Origin of the sequence: Pseudomonas sp. B21128 (assembly GCF_044218865.1) — a bacterium.
Taxonomy (GTDB): Bacteria; Pseudomonadota; Gammaproteobacteria; order Pseudomonadales; family Pseudomonadaceae; genus Aquipseudomonas; species Aquipseudomonas iridis.
Genome location: NZ_CP162590.1, coordinates 2,652,366 through 2,668,757, shown reverse-complemented (window position 1 = coordinate 2,668,757; position 16,392 = coordinate 2,652,366). Strand labels below are relative to the sequence as shown.

The window sequence follows — 16,392 nt, the reverse complement described above, 5'->3', positions numbered from 1 at the left end:
CTCAGTTTTCACCTTCAATTGACAGACCCGCAAGGGAAAAATGCAAGCACTCGATCCATAAAAATCATTCACCGGCGAATGTCGCGTGAAGCTTGCGAGTCATAAGAACAATGAAAACGCTAAAAACCCAAGTCGCCATCATCGGCGCCGGTCCGTCTGGATTGCTCCTCGGCCAACTGCTGCACAACGCCGGCATCGATACCCTCATCATCGAGCGTCAGACACCTGACTATGTGCTCGGGCGGATCCGCGCCGGTGTGCTTGAACAAGGCATGGTAGAGCTGTTGCGTGAGGCGGGTGTCGGTCAGCGAATGGATGCCGAAGGGTTGGTGCACGGAGGGTTCGATCTGGCTTTGAACGGGCGCCAGGTGCACATCGATCTGCACGCTTTGACCGGTGGCCAGAGCGTGATGATCTATGGCCAGACCGAAGTCACCCGCGACCTGATGGCCGCTCGTCGGGAGGCAGGGGCGACGACGATTTACGCAGCGAGCGATGTCGTTCCTCACGGCATGAAAAGCGACGAAGCTTTTGTCACCTTCGAAAAGGATGGCGAAACCTGGCGTGTCGATTGCGATTACATCGCCGGTTGCGACGGTTTCCACGGTGTCGCCCGCCAGTCGATTCCGGCTGATTGCCTGAAGGTGTTCGAGCGGGTGTATCCGTTCGGCTGGCTGGGGATTCTTGCCGATACCCCGCCCGTGCATGACGAGCTGGTCTACGCCCGCCACGCGCGTGGTTTTGCCCTGTGCAGCATGCGCTCGGCGACTCGCACCCGGTATTACCTGCAAGTGCCCGCAGACGAAAACGTCGACGACTGGTCCGACCAGCGCTTCTGGGATGAACTGAAAAGCCGCTTGCCCGTAGAGCTTGCAGAGAAACTGGTCACCGGTCCGTCGATTGAAAAAAGCATCGCGCCGCTGCGCAGTTTTGTCGTCGAACCGATGCAGTACGGGAGAATGTTTCTGGTCGGCGATGCCGCGCACATCGTCCCGCCCACCGGTGCCAAGGGTTTGAATCTGGCGGCCAGCGACGTCAGCACACTGTTCAACATTCTGCTGAAGGTCTATCGCGACGGCCGCACGGAGCTACTGGAGAAATACTCCGAGATCTGTCTGCGCCGGGTGTGGAAGGCCGAGCGTTTTTCCTGGTGGATGACCTCGATGCTGCATCGCTTCGACGATCACGATGCTTTCAGCCAACGCATCAGCGCCTCGGAACTGGACTACTTCGTCAGTTCAGAAGCCGGTCGGAAAACCATTGCAGAAAATTACGTCGGACTTCCGTACGAGGCTATCGAATAGCCTGCTACCGACTTACACTGGCGAGCATCCCCGCTCGCCTGACGATCTGCGGGACTTCCACTGCCCGCAGGTTTGCCCGTGACCCATCTCAATCATCCCGAAACGCCCAAACCGGCCATTCGCAGCGTGCTGGTTGCGCTGATGATGGCGATTTTTCTGGGCGCGCTGGATCAGACCATCGTTGCCGTGTCGATGCCGGCCATCTCCGCACAGTTCAAGGATGTCAGCCTGCTGGCCTGGGTGATTTCCGGATACATGGTGGCGATGACCGTGGCGGTGCCGATCTACGGCAAACTCGGTGATTTGTACGGGCGACGCAAACTGATGCTGTTCGGCATGGGCCTGTTTACCTTGGCCTCGTTGTTCTGCGGCATGGCGCAAAGCATGGAGCAACTGGTGCTGGCGCGGATCCTTCAGGGGATCGGTGCGGGCGGGATGATCTCGGTCAGCCAGGCGATCATCGGCGACATCGTGCCGCCGCGCGAACGCGGCCGCTATCAGGGTTACTTCAGCAGTATGTACGCCGTCGCCAGCGTCGCCGGCCCGGTGCTGGGTGGCTACATGACCGAGTACCTGTCGTGGCGCTGGGTGTTTCTGATCAACCTGCCACTGGGCCTCGGGGCCTGGTGGGTGGCCAATCGCAATCTGCGCGGGCTGCCGATTCCGCAGCGTAAACCGGTCATCGATTACCTCGGCACGCTGCTGATGATCATTGGCCTGACGGCATTGTTGCTTGGCATCACGCAGGTCGGTCAGGGCCATTCGTGGCGCAGCAGCGAAGTGCTGGGGTTGTTCGCTTGTGCGGTCGTGGTGTTGGCGATTTTCGTCTGGCACGAGCGTCGCGCACGGGAGCCGTTGTTGCCGATGCATCTGTTTGCCAACCGTAATGCGTTGCTGTGCTGGTGCACGATTTTCTTTACCAGTTTCCAGGCGATTTCGCTGATCGTGTTGATGCCGCTGCGCTTTCAAACCGTCACCGGTGCCGGCGCCGACAGCGCCGCGCTGCACTTGCTGCCGCTGGCCATGGGGCTGCCGATCGGGGCGTTTTTTGCCGGCCGGCGCACGTCCATCACCGGGCGCTACAAACCGCAAATTCTGACGGGTGCGATCCTGATGCCGATCTCGATCGTCGGCATGGCGTTCAGCCCGCCCGAAGCGACGCTGATGAGCGGGTTGTTCATGGTACTCAGCGGTATTGCCGGCGGCATGCAATTCCCGACTTCATTGGTCGGCACGCAAAACTCGGTGGAGCAACGCGACATTGGCGTCGCTACCAGCACCACTAACCTGTTCCGTTCGCTGGGCGGCGCGGTGGGCGTGGCGTTGATGTCGGCGCTGTTGCTGGCGTTGCTGCAGGATTCGAATTTCGTCCATTTGGCGAGCAGTTCGCTGATGGCCGAGGGACATTCCGGCAACGTGCTGCTGGACGGTTTGAACGCGGCGCCGGGTGATGCGCAAAACGCCTTGCGCGCGGAGCTTGCGGTGACCTTCCGGCATTTGCTGTGGGTCAGCGCGGCGGTGTCGCTATTGGGGCTGGCGGCGGCGATTGCGATGCCAAACAACCTGCTGCGCGGACGTGAGCACGGCGCGAAATAGCACACGCACGGCAAAAACCTGTGGGAGCGGGCTTGCCCGCGCCCACAGGATCTGTGTGATCAGGGACTGTAATACCCAACCGCCACCAGAAAATGCCCGACCTTCTTCAGGTACGCATGCTTGTCTTCGACCTTCCCGGTCACCGGGTTCTTCCAGCGATATTCGTATTCGCCATCATCCTGCTTGCCAATCAGCGCCAGAATCGGCTCGCCCACCGGTTTGCCTTCCGGGTCCTTGATCTTGCTGAAGTCGGTATTGATCAGGCGCAGATTGGTGCCGTGGGCAACGTAGCGCTGGTTATTCAGATCGACCACGAACACATACAGGTCATCCTGCAGATAACCGCCCTTGAGCGAATTGATCGCCGTCAGCGTGCCTTTTTCGTCTTTGCCAAGATCCGTGGCGGCTTTGTCGAGCAACGCCTTGGCTTGTTCTGCCGACGCACGGGGCAGGTAGTAACCGACCGCGAGGATGCGCTGGCCGATGCGCTGATAAAACACGTGCTTGCGCTCGACTTTGCCGTCGGCCCAGTTCTGCCAACGGTATTCGGCCTGCTGGATGCCATTGCCTTCCGGCACCCGCAACGCTTCCTTGAAGGCTTTTTGCAGATCAGGGCCGAGCACTTCGCTGACATCGCGGCCGATGAGCGCCGATGACGGGCCGCCACTGGCGAGCATCACGCCTTTGGTGTCGACCACGAACACGTAGCGGTCCTTGTCGACAAACTCGCCCTGGCGACTGAACGCGGCGAACGCCTTGTCACCGTTGTCGTGGTAATAGGCCAGTGCTTTTTCCAGCAGGGCAATAGCGGCCTTGCTGTCATCCTTCTCGGTGGTCGCGGCGCTGGCTTGCCCCAACCCCATGAACAGCATCACGCCGAGCCAGGCCACTTTATGCAAAAACCCCATGACGCATCCCTCGTTCTTGTTGGTGTTACAAGAGCGTAGACGGGTTGGGGTCATGTATGGATATTCAGAATGATGCAGGGGATTGCAGAGCCCAGTGCGGTGAGGGGAATCGATGCCCTCACCGCAAGGGCTCTTCGCTGCAGTTGATCAAGCGTTACGGCCGCGCATTGATCTGCTGCTGCAGGTTCTGGATCTGCGCCGACAGCGTGTTGAGGTTGCGGGTCATCTGGCCACGAAACGCATCGAACTCCGCCGTATTGCCGCCCCCCTGTGGCGTGGCCGGACGGTTGTCCTGCATGCTTTTGAGGACGACGATTTCCTGCGCCAGACGATCAATCTCGGCGCTCGGGTTACCCTGCTTCTTCAAGGCCGCGATATCCGCGCCAAGGCTCTTGAACTGCGCATCGAAAGCCTTGAGCTGAGCGTCGACCTTACTGGTGTCGGCCGGCGTGCTTTTAATGGTTGCCAGCTCTGCGCTCAGGGCTTTTACCTGCGCTTGCAGTTGAGTATTGGCAGCCTGCTGCTCGGTGGTCTGGGCACTCATCTGCGCCAGACGCTTGTCCAGATCACTGGCCTGCCCCGCCACACCCTGCTGCTGTTTGCCTTGATCGAGCAGCTTGCTTTCCAGCTGTTTGATCTGCAGCTTCAAGGCTTCGCTGTCGGTGCTGACGTTGGTCTGGCTGGCGACAACCTTGCCGGAAATATCCTGCAAGCGCCCTGCCGCTTCCTCGCTGATCCGCGCGAAACTTTCCTGGGTGGCCACCAGTTGCTGCTCCATCAGCGAGATCTGCTGAAAACTCCACCATGCCAAGCCGATGAACGCGAAGAACAGTGCGCCGACCAACGCCCACAGCGGCCCGGTGCTGGCGGCCTTGACCGTGACCACCGGCGGTGTACGCGAGTGCACGGCGGTGCGGGAAGTGGTCGGAATGTCATCGTCGTCGAAGGTGTCGGCACGCAGGCTCGGTACATCATCGAAATCGTCGTGGGCATCATTACGCATGGACATTGAGGCAACCTTTGTGAATCGCGGTGATGGCTAAATGCTGCGAAGTATAACCGCCGCAGCCGCAGGATTGACCCTAAAGCGCCGATGCGGTTCATTGCCGGCCGGCCGATAGGTATCAACGCGTTTCAGCGAATGTCCTGAGCTTTCCACCAACCGCAGAACTCGTCGAGGGCCGTCCACAGGCTGACTTTCGGATCGTAGTCCAGATAATGCCGTGCGCGGCTGATGTCGAGGGTGAAGTTTTTCTTCATGACCTGCATGCCCAACCGCGACAGCGTCGGCTCGGGACGCCCCGGCCAGAGTTTGCAGGCACCTTCGTTCAGCGCCGCGACACTGTAGGCGAGCCCGTAGGATCGGTACTTGGTGACCTGTGGCACGTCCATTTTGCGCATCACGTAATTGACCACGTCCCATAAAGGCACGGGCGCGCCGTTGCTGATGTTGTAGGCCTTGCCCAGCGCGGAGCCCGCCGCCAGCAGACTGCTGAGCAGCGCTTCGTTGAGGTTGTGCACGCTGGTGAAATCGACCTTGTTCAGGCCGTTGCCGATGATCGCCAGACGGCCCTTGCGCTGCATGTTCAGCAAGCGCGGAAAAATGCTCATGTCGCCGGCGCCCGTCACGAAGCGCGGGCGCAAGGCGATGGTTTCCAGGCCGAATTCCTGTGCGCCGAAGACTTTTTGCTCGGCCAGGTACTTGGTCGCGGCATAGGGATGCTTGAAGCGTTTGGGCACCTGTTCTTCTGTCAGGCCCAGGTGATCGCGACCATCGAAATAAATCGATGGCGAGGACAAATGCACGAGACGGCGAACCCGTTGTTTCAAGCACGCTTCGACAACGTTTTCGGTGACCTGCACATTGCCCTGATGGAAGTCTTGATAACGGCCCCACAATCCGACGGCGCCAGCACAATGCACCACGGCCTCGACGTCGGCGCAGAGATCGCGCACCCGTTGCGGATCGGTCAGATCACCGGGGACGAACTCGGCGCCACGGCGCACCAGATGCTCGACGCTCTCGGCGCGGCGGCCGTTGACCCGCACGTCCAGGCCCTGCTCCAGGGCGAAACGCGCAAAGCGCCCGCCAATGAAGCCGCTTGCGCCGGTGACCAGAATTTTCATGTAGAGCTCCAACAAAACCAGCTGCGAGCTTCAAGCTTCGAGCTGCAAGATAAAAACAGTGCGCAAGCTTCACTTGCCGCTTGCAGCTTGACGCTTACAGCTGCTTCAAGGGCACCAGCCATTGCGCTGAAGAACGTACCAATTGCTCGGTCAGCAAGCTCAGCAGTTGACCGCCATTGCGCCAATGATGCCAGTACAACGGCACATCAATCGGTTTATCTGGCAACAGTTCGCGCAACACGCCGCGTTGCAATTGCTCGTGCACTTGCAGTTCTGGCACAAGGCCCCAGCCCAGACCGGCCTCAGTCAGCCGGATAAAGCCTTCGGAGGACGGGCACAAATGGTGCTCGAAACCGCCATCCACGCCCAGCGATGCCAGATAGCGATGCTGAAGGAAATCGTCCGGGCCAAACACCAGCGCCGGGGTGCGCGGCAGTTGTTCGGCGCGCACGCCATCGGGGAAATGTCGCTCGATGAACGCCGGGCTGGCCAGTGCGCGATAGCGCATGGCGCCGAGCAAGACACTGCGCGCGCCTGCTACCGGACGTTCGCTGGCGCACAGGCAAGCGGCGACTTCACCGGCGCGCATGCGTTTGAGGCCGACGGTCTGGTCTTCGACGATCAGATCGAGCAACAGATGGTGTTCGGCGCAGAAATCCCCCACCGCTGGTGCCCACCACGTGGCGAGGCTGTCAGCGTTGAGGGCAATACGCAGGCGTTCCGGCAGCCCTTCTTCATCCAATGCAGGCACGAGGGTCTGCAAGTCGCGCTCAAGCAAGCGTACCTGCTGCACATGGTTGAGCAGACGCCGGCCTATCTCGGTAGGCGACGGCGGTGTGCCGCGCACCAACACCGGTTGGCCGACCCGCGCTTCCAGCAGTTTGATGCGCTGCGAGATCGCCGATTGCGACAAACCCAACACCTGCGCTGCGCGTTCGAATCCGGCCTGCTCGACCACGGCGGCCAAAGCGGAAAGCAATTTATAGTCGAACATCAGTTTTCCTAATGAGCGATCAGCATTATTGGTTTTTCTTATACAGCTTTCGACCGGACAATAGCCAGCAAGCACTCTTTATCAAGGACTACCCAATGGCTGGCGAAACCTCGCTCTCGACCTTGCTGCGCAGCATGAGTCCGCAACTCAATGCCGGCGACTACGTGTTCTGCACCCTGCGCGACAGCCAGTTGCCGAGCGGTCTGGAGATCGTCGGCAGCTTTCGTGAACAGGAAGGGCTGACCGTGATTCTCGAACGTTCCCACGCCGAGCAGGCCGGTTTCAGCTTTGACTACGTGGCAGCGTGGATCACCCTCAACGTGCATTCGGCGCTGGAAGCTGTCGGTCTCACCGCCGCGTTCGCCACCGCATTGGGCAACGCCGGAATCAGTTGCAACGTGATCGCCGGTTACTACCACGATCATGTGTTTGTCGGCCAGGCCGACGCCGAACGCGCCATGCAAGTGCTGCGCGATCTCGCAGCCAACGCGGAGTAAATCTTATGTGGCAAAGCTATGTGAATGGTTTGCTGGTGGCGTTGGGGCTGATCATGGCGATCGGCACGCAAAACGCCTTTGTCCTGGCGCAAAGCCTGCGACGTGAACACCACCTGCCGGTGGCGGCGCTGTGCGTGGTGTGCGATGCGCTGCTGGTGGCGGCCGGGGTGTTCGGTCTGGCGACGATTCTGGCGCAGAGTCCGACGCTGCTGGCGATCGCCCGCTGGGGCGGCGCGACCTTCCTGATCTGGTACGGCAGTCAGGCGCTGCGCCGGGCGTTCTCGAAGCAAAGCCTGGATCAGGGCGGGAACCAGACCGTGCGTTCGCTGCGGGCGGTGATGCTCAGTGCGCTGGCGGTGACCCTGCTCAACCCGCATGTTTATCTGGATACGGTGTTGCTGATCGGCTCGCTCGGTGCTCAGCAGTCGGTGCCGGGAGCCTACGTGGTGGGTGCGGCGAGTGCGTCACTGCTGTGGTTTTTCACACTGGCGTTGGGTGCTGCGTGGTTAGCGCCTTGGCTGGCACGTCCGGGCACATGGCGGATTCTCGATCTGGTCGTGGCGCTGATGATGTTCACCGTGGCGGGTCAATTAATTATCGCGGGCTGATTTATTCCAAAAGGCTCTGGAACCTCTATCCCACACAGTTGTTGCGTGGTTAAGCCGCAACCCCGGTGCTATGATCCGAACCCGCGCCGCAAAGAGTAAAAACTCGTCGGTGCATTTCTGGCCGCCCGTGATCGGCCTTGCGCTCACCGCAACAGACCTGATTAGGAGAATTATCATGGCTTTCGAATTGCCGCCGCTGCCTTACGCACACGATGCCCTGCAGCCGCACATTTCCAAGGAAACCCTGGAATACCACCACGACAAGCACCACAACACCTACGTCGTGAACCTGAACAACCTGGTGCCAGGCACCGAGTTCGAAGGCAAGACCCTGGAAGAAATCGTCAAGGCTTCCTCGGGCGGTATCTTCAACAACGCCGCTCAGGTCTGGAACCACACTTTCTACTGGAACTGCCTGGCGCCAAACGCTGGCGGTCAACCAACCGGCGCACTGGCTGAAGCCATCAACGCAGCCTTCGGTTCGTTCGACAAGTTCAAGGAAGAGTTCAGCAAAACCTCGATCGGCACCTTCGGTTCCGGCTGGGGCTGGCTGGTGAAAAAGGCTGACGGTTCCCTGGCTCTGGCCAGCACCATCGGCGCCGGCAACCCGCTCACCAGCGGCGACACCCCGCTGCTGACCTGCGACGTCTGGGAACACGCTTACTACATCGACTACCGCAACGTTCGTCCGAAGTATGTCGAAGCGTTCTGGAACCTGGTCAACTGGAAGTTTGTTGCTGAGCAGTTCGAAGGCAAAACCTTCACCGCTTAAGCTGCATTGCACTATTGCTGTGGGCTGACTTGAAGAGTCGGGAAACAGCGCAAGAAAAAACCGAAGCCCTGAACAGGGCTTCGGTTTTTTTTTGCCTGCAGAAAAACGCTTGAGTACACATCGATCTGATATTCGAAACCTTCATCTAGAAAATCCCCACTATTCCAAATCACTATAAATAACTGTCAGTTCTGACAGTTACCTGTCGTCATGTTTTTGCGTACGTTCAGATCTCCATGAAGGCCCTGATTGTTCAGGGCAACGCATCTATAGGGAGATTAAACATGGCGCATAATCCAATGGGCACGGATCCGGCCAATTACGCAAGCGATCCGGTCTTCAACGCCACCACCCAGAGTTCCAACATGGTTAACCCTCGCACCGGTTTGTTTGAGGCGTACCTGAAGATGCCCTCGGTAATCGGCAATTCCGGCAGCGGCCCGATAGTCGATATGAGCCTGTTCTATAGTCCATTAAGTAATAACATGTTCGCACTGGGTGACGGCTGGGAACACAATTTCGCTATCTATAGCGAAGAGCACGAAATGCTGACGCTGCACACAGGAGAGAAGTTGGACCTGAAAAAAGGCGAAGACCTAAAAAACTTAGTGCTTATCGCTGAATGGGGCACCGACGGCAAACTGACTATTTACCGCAAGGGTGGCAGAACAGAAGTATTGACAAAGTTAGGAGATACTGATTTTTATCTACCCGAATCACTGACAACTGACGGTTATAACTATGTAACCTTTAGCTGGACCAGCACTCCTCATGTTATAGACTGGAGAATTTACCATCAAATCATGCTGCTAAGCATCCAGGATAAAACCCGCACGCTGATTGAACTGAACTACACACTTGCCGAAGATGAAAATCAGCCCAGCGCGCCTGTCACCGTGACTTATTGGCCCGATGATCCCACGGAGACGCTACGCTATCAGCTGACCATTGAAGACTACGCTCTTAGATCAGTGAAACTCGCTGAAGGTATCGAAGCCACTTTCGGATATATCGATCACAAAAATGCGGGCTGGTTAATGAATGAGTTCAAGGGTTGGGAAGGCCTTGTCGAGGCGATTCAATACGATGACAAGGGCGTGCCCTTCCCGCCCCCCGCTTTCGGAGGGATTCCCTGCGTCGAAGAATATAAAAAGATTCCTAATGGCGGCGCGCCAACGTGTCGCGCCTCTTATAAATATAGCTACAACTTAACTGATCTGTATTACGAAACAAAAAAAATCGAACCCACTAAAGCAACCACTTACAGGTTCAAAATACTCGACAACGAAATCATTTCAGAAACCGTGCATTTCGAAGGCATCGGGGAATATAAAACAGACTACCGAATATCCACCACGGAAAACAACTTGCAAAACAGCAGGAACATGACTTACGACAGCCATGGTGAATCTCGAAAAATACCAATTCACAACAAACTCGACAAGAATGGCGGCCTGATTGAAAGCAGACAAGACGGGATAATTAAAAACTTCACATATATTGATGGAGAAAAATTCCTTTCAAACTATATAAGTAAAGAGTCTACGAAAGCAGACACCCTTCTGGACCGTACCCTCATCACAAAAACTTACGAGTACATCAGTGTAAGCGGGATGAGCGAGCTCAAGCCCGCCGTCATTGTTGAAAATTTTAATCCATTCGGTTCGCCAATCGACCGCGCTTCGGAAATCCAGAAAATCGTTTACTACGACGAAAATGATTTTCGTAAAGGCCGCCAAAAGAAAGTCACCCGCACGCGCAACCAAATCCATGAACCGCAACGTTCCTTCGTGTATTCGCTCGGAGGGCCAAACAATACAGAACTGACGATCGAGATAATCGAAGAAGTTGAGAGCTTTGACACGAGTACGCGGAAATCGTCACACACGCAAAGTGTCCTGAGCGGACGTCTCATTCGCCAGGTAGATACAAACGGCAATCGGGCTGAATATAGTTATGACGCTTTTGGAAGAGTGACCAGCCATACCCTGTGCGCCCAAAGTTCAACCTATAAACAGACCACTACATACGCTTACCCGTCTCCCGGAAAAGTGAAGATCACTGAGCCAAATGGACGAGTCCTTTTAAATGAATACGATGGCCAGGATCGTCTGCTCAGGGAGTACGAATACGTTTCCGCAGGCACGCAGCGACTGAACAAGGAGATCAGCTACGACGACTCCGGGCGCGAACTGCGCAGCACCCAATATGATTACCAGGACGGCACGGTAATGGTCGTGTGGAGCGAGAAAAAATATGATCCGTGGGGTGAAGACGGTGGAACACGCTACAGTGATGGTCGAGAATATTTCATTCAATACGACCCGATAGAGATGGTTCGGCAAGAGTGGAGCGGAAAGTCGACAGACAAGCACCGCAAGATCACAAGTTACAATCGGGACGAGACAATCAAGAAAGTCGAGTGGGTTGGACAAGACGGCAAGGTCTACCAAACCAAGATCGCTACTTATGACGCCAAGAATCTCTTGCAGCATTTACGGACAACGGGAGAATACGGCGTTACCAACATCGACTATGACTATGACGCCTTCGGACGCGTGCTAAAGGAGGACCATCAGGAAATAGATAACGTTGTCCTTCTTCCCCCATCACAGAATTACACTTATGAATACGCTTATTCCAGGCATTCACCGAATGACGACCCTGAGCACATCGCGATCAGGTCTGGGGCGCGATATCAATTATTGGGCTCCCGTTTGTTCGATCAATGGGGGCGTACCATCAATAGGGGCTCAGCAGGCGTCACGGAACAGTACACGTACGAGGGAGCCAGCCCGGTACCCACCTCCACCACTAAGCCTGACGGTGTCGTCCTGTTGCATGAATACATCAAGGAATTTGGCAATAAACCGAGCAAAGTCAGCACTCAAAATGGAAGTCAGCAAAAAACCTTCACGTATGCCTACGGGCAGCAGCGAGTCTCCAACGCAAGCGAGGGAGAACACTTTCTCGAATATACCCGTGACCGCGATTTAAAAATCACCCAACAACGCGTTCAGACTCGACCAGGCGAAGAGAAGAAACTGTCCTACTCGTACTCACCAAGGGGGCGCTTGCTCAGTGTGATGGACGCGTCCGGAAAACTGACGAAGTTTGTTTATAACGACAAAGGGCAGCGCATCCAATGTGTCAGCCCCGACCATTCCACGACATTCAGTTACACCGACCAGGGGCAATTACGTGAGGAAGCCGTTGTAGATACCGCGGACGGTGCTCAGAAAACCGTCAACGTAAGTTATACCTATGACGCGGAACAACGTGAAACGAGCCGCCGGTTCATGTTCGCTGGCAACGACCAAGCGAATCTGGAAATCGCAACTGCTTACTACGCAGATGGAAAAATCAAATCGGTTCAGCTGAAAAATGGCGCCGATATAAAAGGTTCGCGCAGCTTCACTTACAACGCGGGCGGTCGACTCAAGTCATGCAAGACCACGGGGGTATGGAGTCCACTGACCCCCAAGGGCACACCCATCAGCGAGGAACAGTTCGCTTACGACATACGGGGTAATGTCGCCGACTGCATCACCACCTTCGTCGGAGGCAAGAACACCGCCACTTATAGCTACGATCGGAACACCGGTTCCCGCCTGGAGAGAATCAAGAACAGCCATCAGGACTACACTCGCGATGCGAGCCTGTATTACGACAAGGCTGGTCGGATGGAGAGGGATCAGGTCGGAAAAACATACAGCTACGACTGGTTGGGGCGACTCATACAGGCAGGAGGCACCCGATACACCTACGATCCCACCGATCGGCTAATGACGTATGACCACGGGAAGGGCGAGGGTAAACGTCAAACCCTTTATAACGAATTGCAGATTAATGGCGACTACGCACTCGGCACCAACGACAGCAATCGTCACCTTGAGCCGGGCAGTGCCGCCTGCACCATACAACGTGTCAGGCGTTCAGGCGTGAATCGAACATTGTTCGCATTGCGCGACCTCGACGGCACCGTGTGGATGACTCATGACGTGCAGGCCGGAACCTCAAAATTTCATGCCTATTCCCCTTACGGCGAACTCTTCCTTCCCGAACCGGAATCGTTGCTGGGTGCCAAAGGTGAATTGCGTGACGCCGTCAGCGGACAGTATCCACTGGGTGCCGGGTACCGATTTCTTGACCCTGCGACCCGACAGTTCAATGCCCCCGACTCGGCCAGCCCCTTCGACGCGGGCGGTCCCCACGCGTACGGTTATTGCAATGATGGCGAACCCGTCAACTATCACGATCCGAGTGGCCACTTCTCGGCGAGTAGAGCATTGAGCAACATTTGGGGGGACAACCTCCCGCAACCATTGGGTCTTGGGGAGTCGGGGCCGATTATGGTCACGGCTATCTGGAGCGGTGTTGGTGTATTAATGGCGATCATGACAGCGGGTGCGAGCCTGGTAGTCGCTAGCCTCTCCGTCGCTTTCGCCGTTATTTCCGCAACAATGTCCGTCATATCGGCAGTCATTGCTGACACCAATCCAGAATTGTCGTCCGTATTGGCTTGGGGAGGGATGGTATTTGGAATGGTCTTTGGATTTTGGACCCTAGGATCGAAGATTGTGCAGAATGCAGTCCAATTTGCCAAATGTTTGGCTAATACGGCACGGGCTATCGGCAACAGCATTTTCCAACGCACGGCGACACTTTCATCTGCCGGTAAGGCATTCCTCAAGGCCCTCGGCGGGGGGACGAAGAATATGACCGGAGCCGGGAGTCTGTTTCAGAGCGGAAGGTTCAACACCAAGGCATTTACAAAATCATTTCAAGCATTCAACTTTGAAGACCTCAACACCATGGCTTCCAGCATCTTGGGAATCCTGGAAAATATCGGATCCAGTCCGGAGCCGAACTCGGATTCTAATTCGGACTACACCGATCTATTGGCTTCGTATCTCGGGTATGGCACCTCTTTACCTCATGGTAACTGGGCTGCACTTTGGACCGCCGTTCGGTAGCGCTGATTGGTAACCCGTATCCGGTTCCGATGATACCTACCTACCAAAACCCGGCTATGCCGGGTTTTCTTTCACTTTGGCTTTTTGCAGGCGCTGCCGAGGGCTACGATTTTGTGCTGTTCAATGTCAAAAATCGCGGCCTTCAGCAGCGCCAACAGGCAAATAGCGTTGTTCTCACGCTCAAAGCCGCCACGCGCCGCTTGCCGCCGTGCCACAGAGGACTAACATCCAACAGAAGAAAATTTGTCCCGCGTCGCTCAAGTTGAGGGCTAAAACTACCGACACAGTACGAATAGGGCTAATACTCCAGATAGCTGCATGCTGGCCAGCCCTGCAGGCAAGTTATCCTGTGCCTGATTGTCCCTTTGACTGCCAACCCGGGATTGCCAATACTCATGGCAAATTGACGCTACCGCTCGGAACAAGGAATAACCCTTTGAAGCTGGAACTCAAGAACAGCTTGTCGGTGAAGTTGCTCCGGGTCGTGCTCCTGTCAGCATTGATCGTCGGCGTTGTCTTGAGCTGCGCGCAGATTGTTTTCGACGCCTACAAGACCCGTCAGGCGGTGGCTGGTGACGCCGAACGGATACTCGACATGTTCCGCGATCCGTCGACTCAGGCCGTTTACAGCCTCGATCGTGAAATGGGCATGCAGGTGATCGAAGGCTTGTTCCAGGATGAGGCCGTGCGCCAGGCGTCCATCGGCCATCCCAACGAAGCCATGCTCGCGCAAAAGTCCCGCGACCTGCAGCATTCCAGCAGCCGCTGGTTGACCGACCTGATCCTGGGTCAGGAACGCACGTTCACCACGCAACTGGTGGGACGCGGCCCCTACAGCGAATATTACGGCGACCTGAGCATCACCCTCGACACCGCCACCTATGGCGAAGGCTTTATCGTCAGCTCCGTGATCATCTTCATCTCCGGCGTTTTGCGTGCATTGGCCATGGGCCTGGTGCTGTATCTGGTTTATCACTGGCTGCTGACCAAACCGCTGTCGCGGATCATCGAGCACCTTACCGAGATCAATCCGGACCGTCCCAGCGAGCACAAGATCCCGCAGCTCAAGGGCCACGAGAAAAACGAGCTGGGCATCTGGATCACCACCGCCAACCAGTTGCTCGAATCGATCGAGCGCAATACGCACCTGCGTCACGAGGCGGAAAACAGCCTGCTGCGCATGGCCCAGTACGACTTCCTCACCGGTCTGCCGAACCGCCAGCAATTGCAGCAGCAACTGGACAAGATTCTGGTCGACGCCGGCAAACTGCAACGCCGGGTCGCGGTGTTATGCGTGGGGCTGGACGATTTCAAAGGCATCAACGAGCAGTTCAGCTATCAGACCGGTGACCAACTGTTGCTGGCGTTGGCCGATCGACTACGCGCCCACAGCGGTCGCCTCGGCGCCCTCGCCCGTTTGGGCGGCGATCAGTTCGCCCTGGTGCAAGCCGATATAGAACAACCCTACGAAGCGGCGGAACTGGCGCAAAGCATTCTCGATGACCTGGAAGCAGCATTTGCCCTCGATCATCAGGAGATCCGTCTGCGCGCGACCATCGGCATCACCCTGTTCCCGGAGGACGGCGACAGCACCGAGAAGCTGTTGCAGAAGGCCGAACAGACCATGACGCTGGCCAAGACCCGCTCGCGCAATCGTTATCAGTTCTACATCGCCAGCGTCGACAGCGAGATGCGCCGCCGCCGTGAACTGGAAAAAGACCTGCGCGATGCGTTGCTGCGTGACCAGTTCTACCTCGTCTATCAGCCACAGATCAGCTATCGCGATCACCGCGTGGTCGGTGTCGAGGCGCTGATTCGCTGGCAGCACCCGGAACACGGCCTGGTGCCGCCAGACCTGTTCATCCCGCTGGCCGAACAGAACGGCACGATCATCGCCATCGGTGAATGGGTACTCGATCAGGCCTGCAAGCAATTGCGCGAATGGCACGACCAGGGCTTCGCCGATCTGCGCATGGCGGTCAATCTGTCCACCGTGCAATTGCACCACGCCGAGCTGCCACGGGTGGTCAACAACCTGATGCAGATGTACCGCCTGCCGCCGCGCAGTCTGGAACTGGAAGTCACCGAAACCGGCCTGATGGAAGACATCAGCACCGCTGCCCAGCACTTGCTGAGCCTGCGTCGCTCGGGTGCGTTGATCGCCATCGACGACTTCGGCACCGGTTATTCATCGCTGAGTTATCTGAAAAGCCTGCCGCTGGACAAGATCAAGATCGACAAAAGCTTCGTGCAGGATCTGCTGGACGATGACGACGATGCGACCATCGTTCGCGCGATCATCCAACTGGGCAAAAGCCTTGGCATGCAGGTGATCGCCGAGGGCGTGGAAACCGCCGAGCAGGAGAGCTACATCATCTCCGAAGGCTGCCACGAAGGTCAGGGCTATCACTACAGCAAACCGCTGCCGGCGCGGGAGCTAAGCGTTTATCTCAAGCAGGCGCAGCGCAGCAACGCGGCAATCCTCTAGAAGATCAAAAGATCGCAGCCTCGTTTCACTCGACAACTCCTACATTTGACATGCGCTCCGCTGTAGGAGCTGCCGCAGGCTCGTGCCGCGATCGGACGATCTTTTGATCTTGATGCGCGAAT

General features: G+C 56.9%; 11 protein-coding genes. 7 read left to right on the top strand and 4 right to left on the bottom strand.

Annotation, left to right across the window (positions count from 1 at the left end; all coding sequences use genetic code 11):
• Positions 1-110 precede the first annotated feature (110 nt).
• Together pobA and AB4P91_RS11850 are read left to right on the top strand one after the other, a co-directional pair.
• The gene (pobA, locus tag AB4P91_RS11855; RefSeq protein WP_395604848.1) at positions 111-1,304 is read left to right on the top strand and encodes a 4-hydroxybenzoate 3-monooxygenase; all 1,194 of its coding nucleotides are present in this window, start codon (positions 111-113) and stop codon (positions 1,302-1,304) included.
• 78 nt (positions 1,305-1,382) lie between these two features.
• Positions 1,383-2,900 carry an MDR family MFS transporter gene (locus tag AB4P91_RS11850; protein WP_395604847.1) on the top strand — a complete coding sequence of 506 codons (1,518 nt, stop codon included), beginning with the start codon at positions 1,383-1,385 and terminating at the stop codon, positions 2,898-2,900.
• A gap of 59 nt (positions 2,901-2,959) precedes the next feature.
• Here AB4P91_RS11850 and AB4P91_RS11845 read toward each other — a convergent pair whose 3' ends face one another.
• The 4 genes from AB4P91_RS11845 to AB4P91_RS11830 all read right to left on the bottom strand — a co-directional run bounded on the left by AB4P91_RS11845 (position 2,960) and on the right by AB4P91_RS11830 (position 6,929).
• The gene (locus AB4P91_RS11845; RefSeq protein WP_150686933.1) at positions 2,960-3,808 is read right to left on the bottom strand and encodes a cache domain-containing protein; all 849 of its coding nucleotides are present in this window, start codon (positions 3,806-3,808) and stop codon (positions 2,960-2,962) included.
• 154 nt (positions 3,809-3,962) lie between these two features.
• On the bottom strand, positions 3,963-4,817 hold the full coding sequence (locus tag AB4P91_RS11840) for an ATPase (RefSeq protein ID WP_150592813.1): 855 nt from the start codon (positions 4,815-4,817) through the stop codon (positions 3,963-3,965).
• Between the two features lie 125 nt (positions 4,818-4,942).
• Positions 4,943-5,935 (bottom strand): NAD(P)-dependent oxidoreductase, encoded by a 993-nt coding sequence (locus AB4P91_RS11835; protein WP_150592812.1) that lies wholly within the window; start codon positions 5,933-5,935, stop codon positions 4,943-4,945.
• 94 nt (positions 5,936-6,029) lie between these two features.
• A complete protein-coding gene (locus AB4P91_RS11830) occupies positions 6,030-6,929 on the bottom strand; it encodes a LysR family transcriptional regulator ArgP (RefSeq protein WP_395604846.1) in 900 nt (299 codons plus the stop codon).
• A gap of 95 nt (positions 6,930-7,024) precedes the next feature.
• Here AB4P91_RS11830 and AB4P91_RS11825 point away from each other — a divergent pair, with 95 nt between their 5' ends.
• The 5 genes from AB4P91_RS11825 (at position 7,025) to AB4P91_RS11805 (ending at position 16,270) form a co-directional block, all read left to right on the top strand.
• Positions 7,025-7,426: an ACT domain-containing protein gene (locus AB4P91_RS11825; RefSeq protein WP_150595702.1), complete on the top strand. Its 402-nt coding sequence runs from the start codon at positions 7,025-7,027 to the stop codon at positions 7,424-7,426.
• A gap of 5 nt (positions 7,427-7,431) precedes the next feature.
• The gene (locus AB4P91_RS11820; protein WP_150592809.1) at positions 7,432-8,034 is read left to right on the top strand and encodes a LysE/ArgO family amino acid transporter; all 603 of its coding nucleotides are present in this window, start codon (positions 7,432-7,434) and stop codon (positions 8,032-8,034) included.
• Positions 8,035-8,209: 175 nt separating this feature from the next.
• Positions 8,210-8,806 (top strand): superoxide dismutase, encoded by a 597-nt coding sequence (locus AB4P91_RS11815; RefSeq protein WP_395604845.1) that lies wholly within the window; start codon positions 8,210-8,212, stop codon positions 8,804-8,806.
• 284 nt (positions 8,807-9,090) lie between these two features.
• A complete protein-coding gene (locus tag AB4P91_RS11810; protein WP_395604844.1) occupies positions 9,091-13,782 on the top strand; it encodes an RHS repeat domain-containing protein in 4,692 nt (1,563 codons plus the stop codon).
• Positions 13,783-14,218: 436 nt separating this feature from the next.
• Positions 14,219-16,270, top strand: a complete 2,052-nt coding sequence (locus AB4P91_RS11805; RefSeq protein ID WP_150592807.1) for a bifunctional diguanylate cyclase/phosphodiesterase — start codon at positions 14,219-14,221, stop codon at positions 16,268-16,270.
• Positions 16,271-16,392 lie beyond the last annotated feature (122 nt).

What these genes read in the sequence shown, in the direction of transcription:
- AB4P91_RS11845 (WP_150686933.1), bottom strand. Translation starts at nt 3,808, where the DNA reads ATGGGGTTTTTGCATAAAGTGGCCTGGCTCGGCGTGATGCTGTTCATG.
- AB4P91_RS11825 (WP_150595702.1), top strand. Translation starts at nt 7,025, where the DNA reads ATGGCTGGCGAAACCTCGCTCTCGACCTTGCTGCGCAGCATGAGTCCG.
- AB4P91_RS11820 (WP_150592809.1), top strand. Translation starts at nt 7,432, where the DNA reads ATGTGGCAAAGCTATGTGAATGGTTTGCTGGTGGCGTTGGGGCTGATC.
- AB4P91_RS11840 (WP_150592813.1), bottom strand. Translation starts at nt 4,817, where the DNA reads ATGTCCATGCGTAATGATGCCCACGACGATTTCGATGATGTACCGAGC.
- pobA (WP_395604848.1), top strand. Translation starts at nt 111, where the DNA reads ATGAAAACGCTAAAAACCCAAGTCGCCATCATCGGCGCCGGTCCGTCT.
- AB4P91_RS11810 (WP_395604844.1), top strand. Translation starts at nt 9,091, where the DNA reads ATGGCGCATAATCCAATGGGCACGGATCCGGCCAATTACGCAAGCGAT.
- AB4P91_RS11815 (WP_395604845.1), top strand. Translation starts at nt 8,210, where the DNA reads ATGGCTTTCGAATTGCCGCCGCTGCCTTACGCACACGATGCCCTGCAG.
- AB4P91_RS11830 (WP_395604846.1), bottom strand. Translation starts at nt 6,929, where the DNA reads ATGTTCGACTATAAATTGCTTTCCGCTTTGGCCGCCGTGGTCGAGCAG.
- AB4P91_RS11835 (WP_150592812.1), bottom strand. Translation starts at nt 5,935, where the DNA reads ATGAAAATTCTGGTCACCGGCGCAAGCGGCTTCATTGGCGGGCGCTTT.